The organism is Frankia sp. AgB32, from assembly GCF_023243045.1.
Classification (GTDB): Bacteria; Actinomycetota; Actinomycetes; order Frankiales; family Frankiaceae; genus Frankia.
The window spans coordinates 1-14904 of record NZ_JALKFX010000111.1; the positions used below are offsets into that span (position 1 = coordinate 1).

General features: G+C 71.4%; 16 protein-coding genes. 7 read left to right on the forward strand and 9 right to left on the reverse strand.

Features of this window, described 5'->3' with window-relative positions:
• Window positions 1-173: 173 nt before the first annotated feature.
• Window positions 174-521: a hypothetical protein gene (locus MXD60_RS24195; RefSeq protein WP_248821648.1), complete on the forward strand. Its 348-nt coding sequence runs from the start codon at window positions 174-176 to the stop codon at window positions 519-521.
• A 152-nt stretch (window positions 522-673) separates the two neighbouring features.
• Window positions 674-1249: a hypothetical protein gene (locus tag MXD60_RS24200; protein ID WP_248821649.1), complete on the forward strand. Its 576-nt coding sequence runs from the start codon at window positions 674-676 to the stop codon at window positions 1247-1249.
• Between the two features lie 167 nt (window positions 1250-1416).
• Here MXD60_RS24200 and MXD60_RS24205 read toward each other — a convergent pair whose 3' ends face one another.
• The 8 genes from MXD60_RS24205 to MXD60_RS24240 all read right to left on the reverse strand — a co-directional run bounded on the left by MXD60_RS24205 (window position 1417) and on the right by MXD60_RS24240 (window position 5979).
• Window positions 1417-1650 (reverse strand): hypothetical protein, encoded by a 234-nt coding sequence (locus tag MXD60_RS24205; RefSeq protein ID WP_248821650.1) that lies wholly within the window; start codon window positions 1648-1650, stop codon window positions 1417-1419.
• A gap of 815 nt (window positions 1651-2465) precedes the next feature.
• Window positions 2466-2909 carry a hypothetical protein gene (locus MXD60_RS24210; RefSeq protein ID WP_248821651.1) on the reverse strand — a complete coding sequence of 148 codons (444 nt, stop codon included), beginning with the start codon at window positions 2907-2909 and terminating at the stop codon, window positions 2466-2468.
• Window positions 2906-3547, reverse strand: a complete 642-nt coding sequence (locus MXD60_RS24215; RefSeq protein ID WP_248821652.1) for a hypothetical protein — start codon at window positions 3545-3547, stop codon at window positions 2906-2908. The genes MXD60_RS24210 and MXD60_RS24215 overlap by 4 nt, the downstream gene beginning before the upstream one ends.
• Window positions 3540-4157 (reverse strand): hypothetical protein, encoded by a 618-nt coding sequence (locus MXD60_RS24220; RefSeq protein WP_248821653.1) that lies wholly within the window; start codon window positions 4155-4157, stop codon window positions 3540-3542. Before MXD60_RS24220 ends, MXD60_RS24215 begins: the two co-directional genes overlap by 8 nt.
• Window positions 4154-4645: a DUF6283 family protein gene (locus MXD60_RS24225; RefSeq protein ID WP_248821654.1), complete on the reverse strand. Its 492-nt coding sequence runs from the start codon at window positions 4643-4645 to the stop codon at window positions 4154-4156. The genes MXD60_RS24220 and MXD60_RS24225 overlap by 4 nt, the downstream gene beginning before the upstream one ends.
• Complete coding sequence (locus MXD60_RS24230) at window positions 4638-5309, reverse strand: hypothetical protein (RefSeq protein WP_248821655.1); 672 nt, start codon at window positions 5307-5309, stop codon at window positions 4638-4640. Before MXD60_RS24230 ends, MXD60_RS24225 begins: the two co-directional genes overlap by 8 nt.
• Window positions 5306-5581, reverse strand: a complete 276-nt coding sequence (locus MXD60_RS24235) for a hypothetical protein (protein WP_248821656.1) — start codon at window positions 5579-5581, stop codon at window positions 5306-5308. The genes MXD60_RS24230 and MXD60_RS24235 overlap by 4 nt, the downstream gene beginning before the upstream one ends.
• A complete protein-coding gene (locus tag MXD60_RS24240; RefSeq protein ID WP_248821657.1) occupies window positions 5578-5979 on the reverse strand; it encodes a hypothetical protein in 402 nt (133 codons plus the stop codon). Before MXD60_RS24240 ends, MXD60_RS24235 begins: the two co-directional genes overlap by 4 nt.
• A gap of 655 nt (window positions 5980-6634) precedes the next feature.
• Between MXD60_RS24240 and MXD60_RS24245 the strand changes: the two genes are divergently transcribed.
• The 3 genes from MXD60_RS24245 to MXD60_RS24255 all read left to right on the forward strand — a co-directional run bounded on the left by MXD60_RS24245 (window position 6635) and on the right by MXD60_RS24255 (window position 9328).
• On the forward strand, window positions 6635-7141 hold the full coding sequence (locus tag MXD60_RS24245) for a DUF6153 family protein (RefSeq protein ID WP_248821658.1): 507 nt from the start codon (window positions 6635-6637) through the stop codon (window positions 7139-7141).
• A 96-nt stretch (window positions 7142-7237) separates the two neighbouring features.
• Window positions 7238-7879, forward strand: coding sequence for a DUF305 domain-containing protein (locus tag MXD60_RS24250; protein ID WP_248821659.1), 642 nt, complete (start codon window positions 7238-7240; stop codon window positions 7877-7879).
• A 336-nt stretch (window positions 7880-8215) separates the two neighbouring features.
• The gene (locus MXD60_RS24255) at window positions 8216-9328 is read left to right on the forward strand and encodes a diguanylate cyclase domain-containing protein (protein WP_248821660.1); all 1113 of its coding nucleotides are present in this window, start codon (window positions 8216-8218) and stop codon (window positions 9326-9328) included.
• An 87-nt stretch (window positions 9329-9415) separates the two neighbouring features.
• Here the strand turns inward: MXD60_RS24255 and MXD60_RS24260 are convergent, their stop codons facing one another.
• Window positions 9416-9910, reverse strand: a complete 495-nt coding sequence (locus MXD60_RS24260) for a hypothetical protein (protein WP_248821661.1) — start codon at window positions 9908-9910, stop codon at window positions 9416-9418.
• On the opposite strand from MXD60_RS24260, the gene MXD60_RS24265 reads away from it, so the two are divergent.
• Window positions 9863-14341, forward strand: coding sequence for an FtsK/SpoIIIE domain-containing protein (locus MXD60_RS24265; protein ID WP_248821662.1), 4479 nt, complete (start codon window positions 9863-9865; stop codon window positions 14339-14341). The genes MXD60_RS24260 and MXD60_RS24265 overlap by 48 nt on opposite strands.
• Window positions 14304-14588 (forward strand): hypothetical protein, encoded by a 285-nt coding sequence (locus tag MXD60_RS24270; RefSeq protein ID WP_248821663.1) that lies wholly within the window; start codon window positions 14304-14306, stop codon window positions 14586-14588. Before MXD60_RS24265 ends, MXD60_RS24270 begins: the two co-directional genes overlap by 38 nt.
• Window positions 14589-14904 lie beyond the last annotated feature (316 nt).

Sequence of the window (14904 nt, forward strand, 5' to 3'; positions counted from 1 at the left end):
GACCGGGAGCGCCTGCGCGACACGGTCTGACGCCCCCCGATCCGGCCCGCCGGCCCACACGAGCGCCCACAGCGCGGTCCGGCGGGCCGTCTCATGCCGCCTGCCCGCCCAGGAGACCGCCGCCCCCCTCCGCGACGGGTGGCGGGCAGGCACCCGATCCCCCTGGAGTGATCATGTCCTGGTTGACTACCACGCCGGCTCCGGCCGAAGCGCCCGCGGCACTCGTGGCCCGCCAGGGTGCCGAGGTCATCATCCGCCACAGCAATACGGACACTCACCTACCGTGGGTCATCTGGCACGCCCTGACCGCTGCGACCCGCGCCGGCGCGCTCGACCACCTCGACGCGGAGTGGACGGTGTGGTCGTCGTCCGGGGGGCGGTCCCGCCGGGACGGCGGCGACGTCGTGCTGGCGTACGGCTACCTGTCCGGCCGGGAGGCCCGGCTGCCCGTGGACGTGTGGCAGGCGGTGGCCGTCGCGATCCGCGCCGGCCGGATGGACCAGCTCCCCCACGCGTCATGACCCGGCAGGCGACGCTTGCCCGGCGGATCACCGCGGTCGACCCGGCCGCGGTCGGTCAGGCCCTGTTATGGGCGGGTAGCCACTCGCCGGCCACCTCCGGTGCGATCGGTGCCCGGAAGGTGGCCGACCGGTTGTGCCTGGCTCCGCCGCTGATGTCCACAGCGCTAGAGGTGCTCGCTGACCAGGGTCTGCTGGACCGGCGGCGTAATGCCACCGGTCAGACCCTGTACTCCCTGACACGATGGCCAGGGTTGTCCGCCGGCCGGCCCGTACCCGGCTGGCGGGAGCTGTGGCATGCGCTCGCCGCCGCGCTGACACCCTCCGGCGAGCTGGACGACGTCGCGGAGGTTCTGGACTCGCCGGCGGGACACCTGGACCGGACATGGCTGGCGCTGCGGGCCGCGACCTGGATGGCCGGTGGGCTGCTGGCCGTGACAGGCGACGGACAGTGGACCCTGACCGCCCAGGGGCGTCACACGGCAACCGCCGTCCGGATTGCCGAGTTGGACGACCAGGACGTGTGGGCGGCGCTGGCCGCCACCCGGCCACCGGGAGACGACACCGACCGGGTGGACTGGCCGGCAGTCGCGCAGCGGCTCGGCGCCCGGCCGGGGCAGATGGACATGTGGATGGAGAAGTCCTGCGAGCGTGGGCTACTCGCGCGGACCGGCCACGGGACAGTCCCCACCATCATCGGCCTCCGACAGATCGCCGCCGGGCAGGGGTGATCCTGCGGGCAGCGGGCTGACCGGTTCCCCGCGGTGGCGGCATTCGGCGCTGGTCTCCTCGGCGCTGGTCTCCCCGGCCGGGGTGGGCGCGGGACGCCCGGCAGCCACTGGGATCTCCACCCAGCCCAGCAGGGTCAGGTCGTCCGGGTCCGGTCCGGTAGCGGGTTCTAGGCATCGTCGTCCTCCGGGTAGTGGCGGTCGGTCTCAGCCCGCGAGCGGCGGACCGCGTACAGGACCAGCGCGGTCACCGCGTTGTCGCGGTGGCGGGCGTGGAACGTCTGCCCGTCAGGTGCGCGGGAGGTCCAGCCGTCGTACGTCGCGATGACAGTGCCAACGGGGGCGTGGACCTCGTAAATCTGCTCGCCCCGGTGGTGGAGCCGGACACCGTCAGGTCTCGGCACGGGACGCCTCGGCACGATGGCAGGCGCACGGGCAGTCCCCGTCATGCGAGCACACCCCGGGGCACCATTCATGCCCGCATTCCACATACACGGCGCCGTCGATGCAGCGGTCCCGTTCCCCGTCGAGCCCGCAGGCGCAGGGCTGCCGGGTCAACTCCACCCCGTGCAGCCCTGCCCACATCACACACGGCGGGCACCAGCTACTCGCCCCATCCCGGGCGTAGGCATAACGGCCAGAGTCCACCCGAGTGCAGGCCCCGGGGCCTGCCGCGGACGTGGTCTCGCAGGGGCGGGTTGCCAGCAGTGTTGCGGCCTCGGTGAGCAGATCGGGCTCAGATTCCGGCACGGGTCTCCTCCTCCATCACGCAGATGCATTGGTCGGGCGTCTCCCCGTCATCGCAGGACGGGCAGGTGTTCACCCCGTCGGGCAGCCGGGCGGACTGCCACGCGACGACCGGGACCTGCCCCGGCCTCGGCGTCGGACTGGCTGGCGCGGCGGGCCTGTCCGAGAACGGGGCGGACAGCGGACAGGCCGGGCTAGTCATAGGTCACCTCGCCGAACCGGATCGACCAGCCCACATACGCACCGGCATCCCCAACCCAAACGGCGCCCTTCGACAGGTCGGGTGCGACGGTCACGTTGAACGGGCGGGCCATACCGGCATCACGCTGCCTGGCGACATGACGGAGTAGCGCCAACGTCAGTTCCGTCTCGGTCAGACTGCCGTGGACGACGAGAGGCGGAATCGTGCTACGGCAGGTGACACGCTCAAAGGTGGCCTGCCTCTCAGCCTGGTCTGCCTCTCGGCGGGGCGTCACCGGGACAGCTCCGACCGGCGGGCCGCCTCATACCGGGCATGCGCCTCCCGGAACACCGCAGGGTCACCACCACGATCCGGATGGGCGGCAGCCATCGCCGGCTTCGCCCACCAGTCGGGCATCGGCGGTTCGGCCGCGTGGAGTTCAGGCTCGTGCCGCTCACGTCCGTACGAGGACTGGCCGGCGGTCTCCAAATCGGCGCGGCTGGTGAACCGTTCCCGGCGGTGGTCCTCGCAGTAGACCCGTTTCGGTGTGCGCCGGGTGATCCGGAGCCGATGGAGATGCCCTTTCCAATGCTCTCCGGGGCTGACCTTGCGGTTGGCGTAGGCGGTCCAGCAGTCGAGGCTGCCGCGGCACTGGTTGATCTCCCATAGCCAGTCGCCGATGGCGGGCGGGGTGGCTGCGGGCCTGGCCCCGATGGCGCCCTCGGTGGCGCTCACCGGGAGGTCTCCGTCGTGCTGGACGGTGTGGGGCTGCCGGCCGGCGACACCGCGAGAGCCGCCGTCAACGCGGCGCGGAACACCCGCTCGCGAGCCGGAACGCCAACGCTCGGATGCGCCCCCGTGACCCGGCAGAACGGGCACTGCCAGTCGTAGCCGCCGCAGCCGTTGTTCCACGACTCGTCCCCGCCGTCGTGATGCCGGTGGCAGTCGTGTTCGTGGTCGCCGTAGCGCAGGTCGAGCACGCCGTCGATCGCGGCCCGGACCATGGCGTCCGTGACCACGGGGGTCGTGCTGCCCGCCGTGTCCGCGGCGGCGGACTCCACCCGCTCGTATCGCTGCCCCGTCAACATGCGGACCCGGGTCCGGAGCCGCCCGCGGGCGTTCTCCAGCTCGGCTACCCGCTGGCGGAGCGCGCCCAGCTCGACCGCAGCGCCCGCGGCCGATCCCCGGGTCTGCTCGTGCATCGCCCGTTCCGACCCGAGATGCGCGGCGAGCCGGTCCCGTTCGTCGACCGCCGCCAGCATCTGGCGGAGCAGGCCGACCGGCACGGTGAGCGACACCATGCGCTCGTGTGCCGCCGCTTCGTTCGCGTCCAGCAGGGCACGCAGACCCGCCGGGGTCAGATCGTCAGCCACAGTCGTTCTCCTCCTGGCCGGCCGCAGCACGGACGGTCACGTCCTGCGGGATCTCGACCCAGCCCAGTGGTGTCAGCCCATCCCGCGACGACGGGACCGGCTCCCGGTGCCACCTGGGGGCAGGGTCGTCGATGCCGAGGCGGAGCCTCCACCACTCGTCGTCGCGGCAGGCCCAGGTGATGAGCTCGCTGTAGGCGCGGCTCTGGGCGTAGAGCTGGGCGCGGACGGTGGGGCCGCCGAGCAGCTTGGCGTTCGCGACGTCCAACGCGGCCAGCAGAGCGGGCAGCGCGTTCACAACGGCGACGACGAACTGGGTGTCCTCCGCGCGGACGATCCCGCCGTCCTCCCAGTCGTAGTTGCCCGTGACCTTCTCGCCGCCGGCCCCGTAGATGAGGTGGTCCGCATCGACCATGTGCAGGTGCCGAAGGTTCCCGTCGACCTCATCGGTTGAGATGAGCTCGCCTCTGCCGCAGTACGAGCAGGCGTCCGGCTCGTCAGGGTCATCGGGGTCGGGGTAGACGTAGGACCACATGGGCTCGCCTGCTCGCCACGGCAACGGGGCCGCGGCAGCGCGGAGCTGTTCGAGCGCGGCCCGGTCGACGGCGCTCACCGGGCACCCGCAGCGGCCTCATGTGCGGCCCGCATCTCCGCATACGACCCGTACAAATCCAGCTCAACGCAGGCATCCTGCACCGCGCCGAGCGGGACCGCCCCGGTCATCGCCAGCACCCGCACCCGCAGGTTTGTCAGCCCCTCCACCGCCAGATAGCCGCGGCACGGCTCGTCACGGCGATCCGTGTGACAGGACATGATGTCCCGCCAGCCGTCGCCCTCGCCGGGCCCGGGAACGGTGCGGGCGAGGCCGCGCATCAGCTCCAGGCTGTAGCCCGGGATGTCAGCGCCGGACGGATCCGCGGCGCGGCGCCAGGGGCAGGTGCCGCATGGCCGCACGGCCGGGTAGCGGACGCTCACCGGGCATCCGCGGCTGATCGCGCCGTCAACGTGGCTGGCGGCATCGGCGTAGGTATCTGCGGGCAGGTCCAGCCAGACGACGGCGGCCACCCGATGGACCGGCAGATCCGGTTCAGGCTCAGTCATGGTTTTCCCCGTTGTTGAGCCGCGCGGCGGCGTCTGTGCCCTGTTCCAGCGCGGCTGGCGTGAGAGCGGCGATGATCCGCGCGTCCGGCAGATAGTCCGGATAGGAGTCGCCCAGCTTGTCGGTGGCGAGCCGCTCCTCGGCGGTCGGCTCGTCGCCCTCGGCGATCCGGCCGAGCGCGGCGAGCGCTCGGTCCCGCTCGGTCACGAGCAGCACGGCCGCGTCGACGTGGGCCTGATGCGCCACCGCCGCCGCCCGCGCGGCCTGCCCGGCGGCCTGCTCCTGCTCGCGGACCACCCGAGCGAGGCGGGTCGCCTCACCTCTCGCCGTGTCCCACTTTTTGATGACGGTGAAGCGGGCGGCCATCTCGGCGTCCCGCTCCTGCCGGTGGATCTCCGCCAGCACCAGCGCCTGGTCCCGCTCCCGTTCGGCGGTGTCCAACGCGGCCAGCAGACCCGGCGCAGCGTTGATCGCCGCGGCGATCGCGTCCATCTGCGCGGCCGTGGGCCGCTGGCCGCCGGCCTCCTCATCCCAGGAGAAGACCAGCCCGACCCGGTAGCCGTCCTCCCGCGGTCCGCACATCATCTCCGCCGCGCCGCTGTCCAGTACCTGGCCGGCAACGTCGCGGGGCAGCTGTTCGAGCGCGGCCGGGTCGACGGCGCTCACTGGGCACCCGCCCGCCCGAGCAGCCACCAGCCCACGGCGAGCGCGGCCAGCACAACCACCACGGCGCCCGGCGGACCGCCCCGGGCCGCGAGTAGCTGCCGGCGGACCCGGCGCAACTCGGCCTCGGCGGCGGCGGCGCGCACCACAGCCTGACCGGCACGGGTGCGCTCGGCGGCCAGGGCGCGGCGGAGCTCGTGCACGTCGACGGCGCTTTCGTCAGGGTCGGCGCCGCGTGGGGTGGCGGACTCGACGCTGATCCACTCGATCGTCATTGGACTCCTCCGACGTGACGGATCGCGGCGAGGACGCAGGCGATGCCGTGTTCGCCGAGACGGGCCAACTCGGAGCCGAGGTCGACCGGGGTGTCGCCGCCAATCGCGGCGGCGATGAGCAGGATCGCCCGCTCGCCACCGGAGGCTGTGATGCGCCTGCGGGAGAGTGCGCGCCAATCGATCTCGGCCAGCGGGGTGTCTCCGAAGACGATCTCAGGGTCATCGGTGTAGGTGACGCCGAACCGCACCGGCTTGACGGTCATGCAGTTGATCCAGTAGCCGTCGTTCCAGGTGGCGAGGAGTTCGACGGCGGCCTCGGCGGTGAGGCTGCCTCGGGCCCAGGCGCGGAGGGCGGCGAGGAGCTGGCCGGGGGTCAGGGGGTTTGTGGGCGGTGTCATGGGTCCCTCGATCGGATAGCACGGGGATGGCACAAAGAGCGCCAGTGGGAGCCGAACTGCGCTTACCCACCCCTGTTACGGTGCGTGAAATGCCCAGGTGAACCATGCCAGGTCCGTTTACACCTATCTAGGCAAAACGGGTCCTAACACACTGCTAATGCGGTTGGGGGCTTCAACCCCCTCCCGGGTTCAAATCCCGGAGCCTCCGCCCTTCGTTCACGCGGCCAGCCACGCTGGTTGGTCCGCTGATCGGCAGGAACACCAGCCCGGCTGATTGTTCTCGCCGCTTACCCATGTTGCGGTCCGCCGGCGCCGGCACTATCGCCGCCGCGAGCTCGGCCTTGGCCTCGGGCACGATCAACGCGCTGGCGGACGGCTGCCCGGCATACACCGGCGGGGTCCTCGCCGGCCACCCGCAGACGACGGACGCTGACCGGACAGGTCCACGTCCGGGCAAGGGCCGCCCACTCACCCACGGAGAAGGCCGTCCTGTCCACCAAGATCGCGCGGAAGAGCACGCTCGGCCGGCGGGCTCCGTCTCCCCGCGCCGCCCGGCGCGCCACCGTCCTGATCTGACGGTGGCACTTCCCGGGAACAGCGCGGCGGGAGGCCCGCACCGCCTACCTGGCCGACCGCCGAACGAGCCGGTCCGGAGGTGCTGGACGATTCGGCGGCCGACCGGTTCGCGGAGCATCATGCAACGGTGCCCGCCCTGATCCGCGAAAAGCTCGGCAGGGGCGGGTATTCACTGCTGGTCATCGTCGTGCCGTTGTTGCTCGGGGTTCTGGTGATGCACGGCGGCCTGTCCGGTTATCCAGGCCGAACCGGACCGGCCGGCCATCATCTGGCCGGCCTGCACGCGGCTATGTCGCCCATGGTGGGTGCGACCAGAACGCACTCCGATCCCGGACCGGCCGCCACGCTCGATCCGGCTGCCGCCAGTGGGCCGCAGCACGGCACCCATTCCGGCCCACTGTGCCTGGCCTTTCTCCGACTCAGCGGGCTGCTGTTCCTCATTGTGCTACTGGCCAGCGCCGCCCGCGCCGCGCGCCGCCTGCCCGACCGGTTCCCTGGTCCGCCGCGGCCAGGCCGGTTGCCGCCCGGAGACCGGCTGCGCACCCTCGCTCCCACGCTCTCCCAGCTCTGTGTGCTTCGCCGGTAGGCCGCGCCCAACCCGGCCGAGGACGTCGCCCTGGACTCCGCCGGCCGGCTTACGGATCACGGCCTTGCAGGAATCCGGCAGACGAGGACACCGCACGTGAGACGACTGATACTGCTTTTCGCGACGTTGCTGGCGCTGGCCTTCCTCGCGGCCTGTGGCGGCGACGGGAGTGACACCGACCAGGATTACACCGCCACGGGTGCCCACAACGCGGCGGACATCGCGTTCGTCCAGCACATGATTCCTCATCACCGGCAGGCCGTCGAGATGGCCGATCTGGCTCCCACCCGCGCCAAGGACGCCCGGGTCAGCACCCTGGCCCGACAGATTCGGGCCTCGCAGGCACCCCAGATCGAAACCATGACCAGCTGGCTCACCGCCTGGGGCCAGACCATCGCCTCTCCAGCGGCGCAGGGCTCGCCCGCCGCGAGTTCCACCAGCCCCCCGCACCCGGGGCACGTCATGACCGACCAGTCGATGGCGTCCATGACGCCAGGTGGCGACATGGACGGGATGATGTCCGTCGAGGACATGACCGCGCTACGCGACGCCCGTGGATCCAATTTTGACGAGCTCTTCCTCGCGATGATGATCGAACATCATCAGGCAGCCGTCTCCGCCGCCGCAGCCGAACGCAGCGACGGCATTCATCCGCCAGCACGCCAGCTCGCCGAGGACATCCAGCGCACCCAGACAACCGAGATCAGCGACATGCAGAACCTCCTCACCGAAATCTGACTCGCGGCTGCTCCGCGGCACGACCCGCACCGATCTGCGAACTCCTGGTGGTGGCCGCCGCGCTCGCGGCCACCACCACGTCCGCGGCGGGCGATGGGAGTCACTACCTGACCGCATGCCAGCCACTCAGGATGGCCTTTCCCGGGACACTTTCCGGCCAAGTGGAACCCGCCGGTTCGGAACCCGCCGGAGGATGCTGCCTGGCAGCACGTGTCGCAGGCCCCGGCCTGGGGCGCCCCAGGACCGTGGTCATCGCCGTGCGTCGCGGGTCATCGCCGTGCGTCGCGCGGCGTTCCACGACCTCCACAGCCCGACAGCCGGAAGGACATCAGCCCGGTGATTACCGACGATGTTGTTGCGGCCGTCTTCGACTCCCTCCCAACCCCGGTTGCCGTGCTCGGCCCGGACGGCACGGTGCTCCGTCTGAGCGAGGCCTGGCGGCGCAGCGCCGCGACAGGCTTCGCGCTGCTCCCGGTCCGCCCGGGTATGAGCTGGCTGGCCGCCTGCGACCAGGCCGCGGACGCGGCCGACCGGGCGGCCGGTCAGCAGGCCGACCCGGGCGCTTGCGCACCGACCGGCAGCACCCACCTCCTCCGCGCTGATCCCGTCACCCCCGTCCGCACGCTCGCCCGGCTGTCCCGCCAGATCATCGACCGCCGACGGACCCGAGCACGGATCGAACTGCCGCAGCCGACGGTCGGCAACCACCGCTGGCTCGACGTTCGGATGAGCACCTTCGTACGCGGCGCCGGGGTGGTCGTCATCGTCGACGACATCACCGAGCGACACGAACGGGAGGCAGCGCTCCAGCGCCGGGCGACGACGGACGCCGTCACCGGCCTACCGAACCGGGCCGCGCTGCATGCGTGGTTCGCGGCGGCCTCCACCGCGACGGACAATGCCGAATCCAGCGGGCCAGCGCCCGGCGCGGAATCCATGGTCGACACGCCAAGCGCAACCGGGCCGGCCGCGCTTTTCCTGGATCTGGATGCATTTCGCCGAGTCAACAACTCCTTCGACTACTCGATTGGAGACGCTACTTTACGCGCCGCCGGCAAGCGCTTCTCAAGCGTACTCGGCCCGACCGACATAATCGGGAGATGGGACGGCGACGAATTCGTCGTGCTGACCAGGTCCAGCACTGCCGCGGCCGTCGCGAATCTCGCTGAACGTCTCGATGCCGCCCTCGCGGAGCCGCTCGACGTGCATGGGCACCGAATCCACCTCTCGGTCAGCATAGGCGTCGCCCTGGCGCACGTCACGCCACCCCCCGCGCCCCCCATATCGCCAGGAGCTGGGCGAAAGCTGTCGATTTCGCCTGCGCAAGGCACTCCCCACCCCCCGACCGAGGACTGGGACGTGCTCGTGGCACGGGCCGGTCGGGAAGTAATCAGAACCCGATCCCAGCACCGGACAGGGCAGGCGCGGCGATCCCGCTCCACACCGTGACTTGACCATTATGTTGCTCCACAGTAATTCCCACAACCATAAGCCAAAAATCATTCACAGAGCGTCGCACTCACTCGCCACACCCCTTCATTCGGCCGTAATCTCCGACCTGTGCAGCTCGCCTTCACCGTTCACGACCTTCGCGCCGGAGCGCGCACCGACGTTCTCGTGCGCGCCGATGACGAAACTTCGATAGGAGTATTGGCCGCCGCGCTCGCGGCCGCTGTTCGGCCCGTCAGTCGCCATCGCGCGCCAGCTCGGGCAGCACCGTCCCTCAGCATCGCCGGCCACGCCATCCCGCTCGACCCGGACCTGCCGCTCGCCCGATCCCCGATACGCGAGGGCGTGGTTCTGTTCCTCGACGCGCCCGCGTGCCGGCGAGCCTCCGCGGCCGGCCTGGTCGATCTCGTCGTCGCAGCCGGCCCAGGTGCCGGTGTCATACATCCACTGCCCGCGGGAGAACACGCCATCGGCACCGATCCGGACGGCGCGATCCTGGTCAACCCCCCGGGCCTGACGGAGCCTCATCTGCTGGTGCGGATCGCTGTCGACGGGACCTGGGACGTCCTGCCCGGCCCGCATGCCGAGGTCGTCCGCCCGGCCCAGGGCGCAGCAGCCGACGTGGCGAGCATCCTGGTGCGCTCACCCGCGCTCACGCTGCGACTCCAACCACCCCAGCCCGCGGTGACCCCAGAGCTGCGCGCCGCCACGACACCAGGCTGGCTCGAGGTCAACCGTCCGCCCCGGCTCCGGGCGCCGCGTGAAACGTGCGCGTTCCACCTGCCCGTACCGCCCACCCGCCCACGGGCGACTCCGGTGCCAGTCCTGGCCACCCTGTTGCCTTTACTGGCCGCCGCCGGTCTGGCAGTGGCGCTGGGATCTGCGACCCTGCTGCTGTTCGGCCTGCTCGGACCCGTGAATCTCGTGGCGTCGGTGGTGAGCACCCGCCGAAGCGATCGCCGTACCCTTCGCGCCGAACGCATCCGCCATCAGCAGCTGAGCGCGGATGTGCGGCACGCTGCCGAGCTGGCGCTGCGAACCGAGCACGATCAGCAACACGCTGACCATCCCGATCCGGCGGGGTTGTTCATCAGTGCCTGGCAACGCGACGCCGGGCTGTGGCGCAGTCGCCGAGGCGATGAGGACTACCTACGGCTGCGGGTGGGGACGGCGACGCAGCCCACCGCGATCGAGATCTCGCCGACCGCCCCGGGGCAGCAGGCGAACCGGCTCAGCGCGAACGTCCCGGCGGTGATCTCGCTGGTCGACCATGGCGTCATCGGCGTCGCCGCCCCCGGCGACGCCGCCCGCGCCCTTGGTCACTGGCTCGTCATCCAGGCCGCTGTCCAGCACGGCCCTCGGGATCTGGCCATCTGCGTGCTGGCCGCCGATCCGCAGCGGGCTGTCGCCTGGCGCTGGATTCGCTGGCTGCCGCACTGCCGGCGGGTGTCCTCGGCGGTCGCGTGGTTCGCGGCGGACCCCGCCAGCCTGTCCGCGTGTGTCGCCGAACTACGCGCGATGATCGACGATCGAAAGGACCAGCGGTCTCGGAACGCCGCTCCCGAGCCGGACGTCCTGGTCGTCCTCGACGGCGCACGGACACTGCGCTCCCGTCCTGGGATGACCGCCGTGCTGGAGGCGGGTCCCGCCGTTGGCATCCACGTCCTCTGCCTGGAATCAGCGGTGCGGGACCTGCCCGCCGAGTGCCGCGCCGTCGTGGAGCCCGCGGGCCGCCACCTGGCGATGCGGCAGGATCGGGGCCCAGCCGTCGAGGGCATCAGTCCCGATCTCGTCGGGCCAGCCGGCAGTCACCGAAGCCCGTCAGGACTCGTCGGGTCCGCGCGATGGTGCGAGTCGGTCGCGCGTGCGCTTGCACCGCTGCGTGATCCGGGAGGCGACGACAGCGCGCTGCCCGTCTCCGTACCCCTCTCGGAGATCATCTGCCTGGACCGACCGACTTCAGCGGCGGTCGGTCGGCGGTGGCAGACCGCCCAGGGAACGCCGGCCGCGGCCGGCGAGCGTCCCGTGCCGATCGGCGTCGCCAACGGTAGGCCATTCCACCTGAGTCTCGTCCGCGACGGCCCGCACGGCCTGATCGCGGGGACGACCGGATCGGGCAAGTCCGAGCTGCTGCAGACGATGATCATCGCGCACGCGATGACCTACCGGCCGGACGAGATGGTCTTCGTCCTGGTCGACTACAAGGGAGGCAGTGCGTTCGCCGAGTGTGCCGCGCTTCCGCACACCGTCGGCCTCGTGACGGATCTGGACCCGCATCTGGTTCGGCGCGCCCTGGTCTCGCTGTCCGCCGAGCTACGCCGCCGCGAGGAACTGCTCGCCCGGTTCCAGGCCAAGGATCTGGAGGCGCTCGCGCTGCAGTCCCGGCCACCCGGCACCGTTCCCCCCCGGCTTCTCCTCGTCGTGGACGAGTTCGCCTCGCTGGCCCGAGAGCTGCCCGAATTCGTGGCTGGCCTCGTCGGCCTCGCCCAGCGCGGCCGATCTCTGGGCCTACACCTTCTGCTGGCCACCCAGCGTCCGAGCGGAGTCGTCTCGCCCGAGATCCGGGCCAACACGAATCTCCGCATCGCACTGCGAGTGACGGACACCGCTGAGAGCGAGGACATCGTCGGCCGACCAGACGCCGCTCTCCTCTCGACGGCGACGCCGGGTAGAGCAGTGCTACGAACCGGACCAGATCGCGTGTCGGTGGTGCAGACAGGCTGGGTCGGCGGCCCGGCTCCGACCGCGAACATCGAGGCCACCGCGCCCCCGCCCGAGGTGATTCCGCTGCCCTGGCCGGACCAGACCACCGGATGGACTCCTGGAAACGAGGCTCCGACCGACTCCGCCAGAGAGACCGAGCTGACCGCCCTGGTTCACGCGGTGCGCGGGGCCGCCGCGGCACTGCACGTGCCCGCCCAGCGGCGCCCCTGGCTCTCGCCGCTGCCCGACCAGATCTCCGTGCTGGATTCGCCGTACCGCCAGACGCCAGGCAGCCTCCCTGCGGTGCCCATCGGGCTCGCCGACCACTGCGATCTCCAGACCCAGCGGCCGTTCACCTTCGATGTCGTCGACGGCGGCCACCTGCTCGTCGTCGGCGCCTCCCGATCAGGGCGATCCACGGCGCTGCGCACCGTGGCAGGCGCGATCGCTGCCGCGCTGTCGCCCCAGGACGTGCACATCTACGGTTTGGACTGTGGCGGCGACGCCCTCGCCGCGCTGACTGCTCTCCCCCACACTGGCGCGCTCGTCGGCCGGGACGACGTCGAGCGCGTCAGCAGGTTGCTCGCCCGGCTGACCAGCACCGTGGAAGGACGGCGGCGACAGTTCGCCGCCGACGCGGCGGCGGACCTGCGCGAGGCGCGCCGTTCGGACGGTGCCGCCGGCCTGCCCTACCTGGTTCTCCTGGTCGACGGCTTCGAGGGATTTCTCGCGGAGTTCGAGGACCTGGCGGGCGGGGACCTGGTCGAGAGCCTGCTGCGGCTGCTGCGGGAAGGACCCGCCGCCGGCCTGCGCGTCGTGCTGTCCGCGGACCGTCGCGCGTTGACCGGACGCGTCGCCTCGCTGATCGAGGAGCGGCTGGTCCTGCGGATGGCGGACCAGGCCGACTACGCGCTCGCCGGCCTCACGACGGCTGACATGCCCGAGCGGCTGCCCGCTGGACGAGGCATGGCGATCGGCGGGCGCTTTCCCAATCCGGTCGAGGTTCAGCTGGGACTGCTCGACGCCGAGCCGTCCGGACAGGCCCAGACGGCGGCGTTGCGAGCAGTGGGCAGGTACGCGGCCGCGCAGGTGACCGCCGCCGATCCCCGGTGGGCCGACCATCGCCCCTTTCGCATCGAACGGCTGCCGGAGCGGGTCGACCACAGCCGCATGGTCCGGACACGCGGTCGCCGGGCGGTCAGCGGCTCAGCCGGCTCGGACCGAAGGGTGGCACTCGGACTCGGGGGTGACGAACTCGACGTCATCGAGATCAATCTCACCGAGGCCCCCGGGTTCGTCATCGGCGGCCCGCCGCGCGCCGGTCGCAGCAGCACTCTGCTGACGATCGCGCTGTCGCTGCTCGCCGCCGGCGAGCCGGTCATCGCCGTCACACCACGCGCGTCGGCGATGCGCAGCCTGCTGGGCCATCCGGGTGTCACTTTCCTCGACGCCGACCTCAACCGTCCCGGCGCGACAGGGTCCGGCCGCGCCACCCCGCTACTTCCGGACGGCGTGCCCTGGCCACCGCCGGACCCGCGGTCCTGGCTCGGACAGCAGGCGGGACCGCGCCCGAGCGTCGTGCTGGTCGACGACGCCGAGCTGATCGGTGAGCCGGCAGCAACGACACTCGCCGACCACTGGCGGCAGGCCCGGGACACGGGGGGCGCTCTGGTCCTGGCCGGGCACACAGAGGAGCTGCTCCTGCACTACCGCGGCTTTGCGGTGGACGTCCGTCGAGAGGGGCACGGCCTGCTGCTTTCTCCCAGACGAACGACAGACGGCGATCTCCTCGGCGTCCAGCTTTCTCGGGGCGGCGCGGCCGCGCAGCCACCCGGACGCGGCGTCATCGTCCGGCACGGTTCGGTCACACCCGTCCAGGTCGTCTGTCCCGCGAGGCAACCTCTGCCCTGCTCTGATCGCCCGTCCCCACCAAGGGAGTCCCATGAGAACGGTCACCACCCCGGCGGCGATGCAGGCCGCCGGCCGGATGAGTCAGCTCCTACCCGGTCTGCAGCGTACGGCCACGAACCTCGTCAACCACGGCAACACCCTGGCGGATCCGCGGCACTGGGAGGGCCCGAAAGCCCAGGTCTTCCGCGGCCAGATCTGGCCGGACGTCCAGCACGCGCTCACCACGCTGCACGCCAACCTCACCGAGCTCGCCCACGGCATCGCCGAGATCAACAGGAGGACCGCCGAGGCGGGGAGCTGATGACCGCGCCGCACACCGCACGGACCGACTCGCCGCACCAGCCACGGCAGGGAGCCCACCATGACCTCGTCCGATCTCACCGTACGCAGCACGCCTGAGGCAGTCAGCGCGATCGCCGGCCTCGCCTCGATCGTCAACGGTCCGCTCCTGAGCCACTTCGACGACCTGCGCTCCACTGCCAGGACCCTCACCGACCCGGAGAACTGGGACGGGCGCGGCGCGGTCGATTTCCGCACCAGTGTCTGGCCGGGCTACGAACGGACCCTGACGGACCTGCACAGCCAACTCGACCAGCTTCGTGCCAGGCTCGCCGAGATCCAGAACGACATCCAGAACGCCGGATGACCAGCCAAAGGACGCAACGCCGATCAGTCGCGCGATCCGCGAGAGAGCAGATTCGTCCGTGTCGAGCAGGACGCAGGCACGCTCTGTCCGAACCACCGCCTCAGCGATCTCCAGGTGCAGCAGCAGCCACCCGGACCCCAGCCCGAGCAGATCCGGAGTCGGATGCCGCTCAGCGAAACTGATCGCGGCGGCTCGCGACAGCGCGGCGGCTGCCGGGGACACCCAACCCCCGAACGCGACGGACGCCCAGCGACCTGTATCAGGCGCCGGCCCGCAGCAGTTCAGCCTGGCGGCCACATCCTCGTCGCCGAACGGA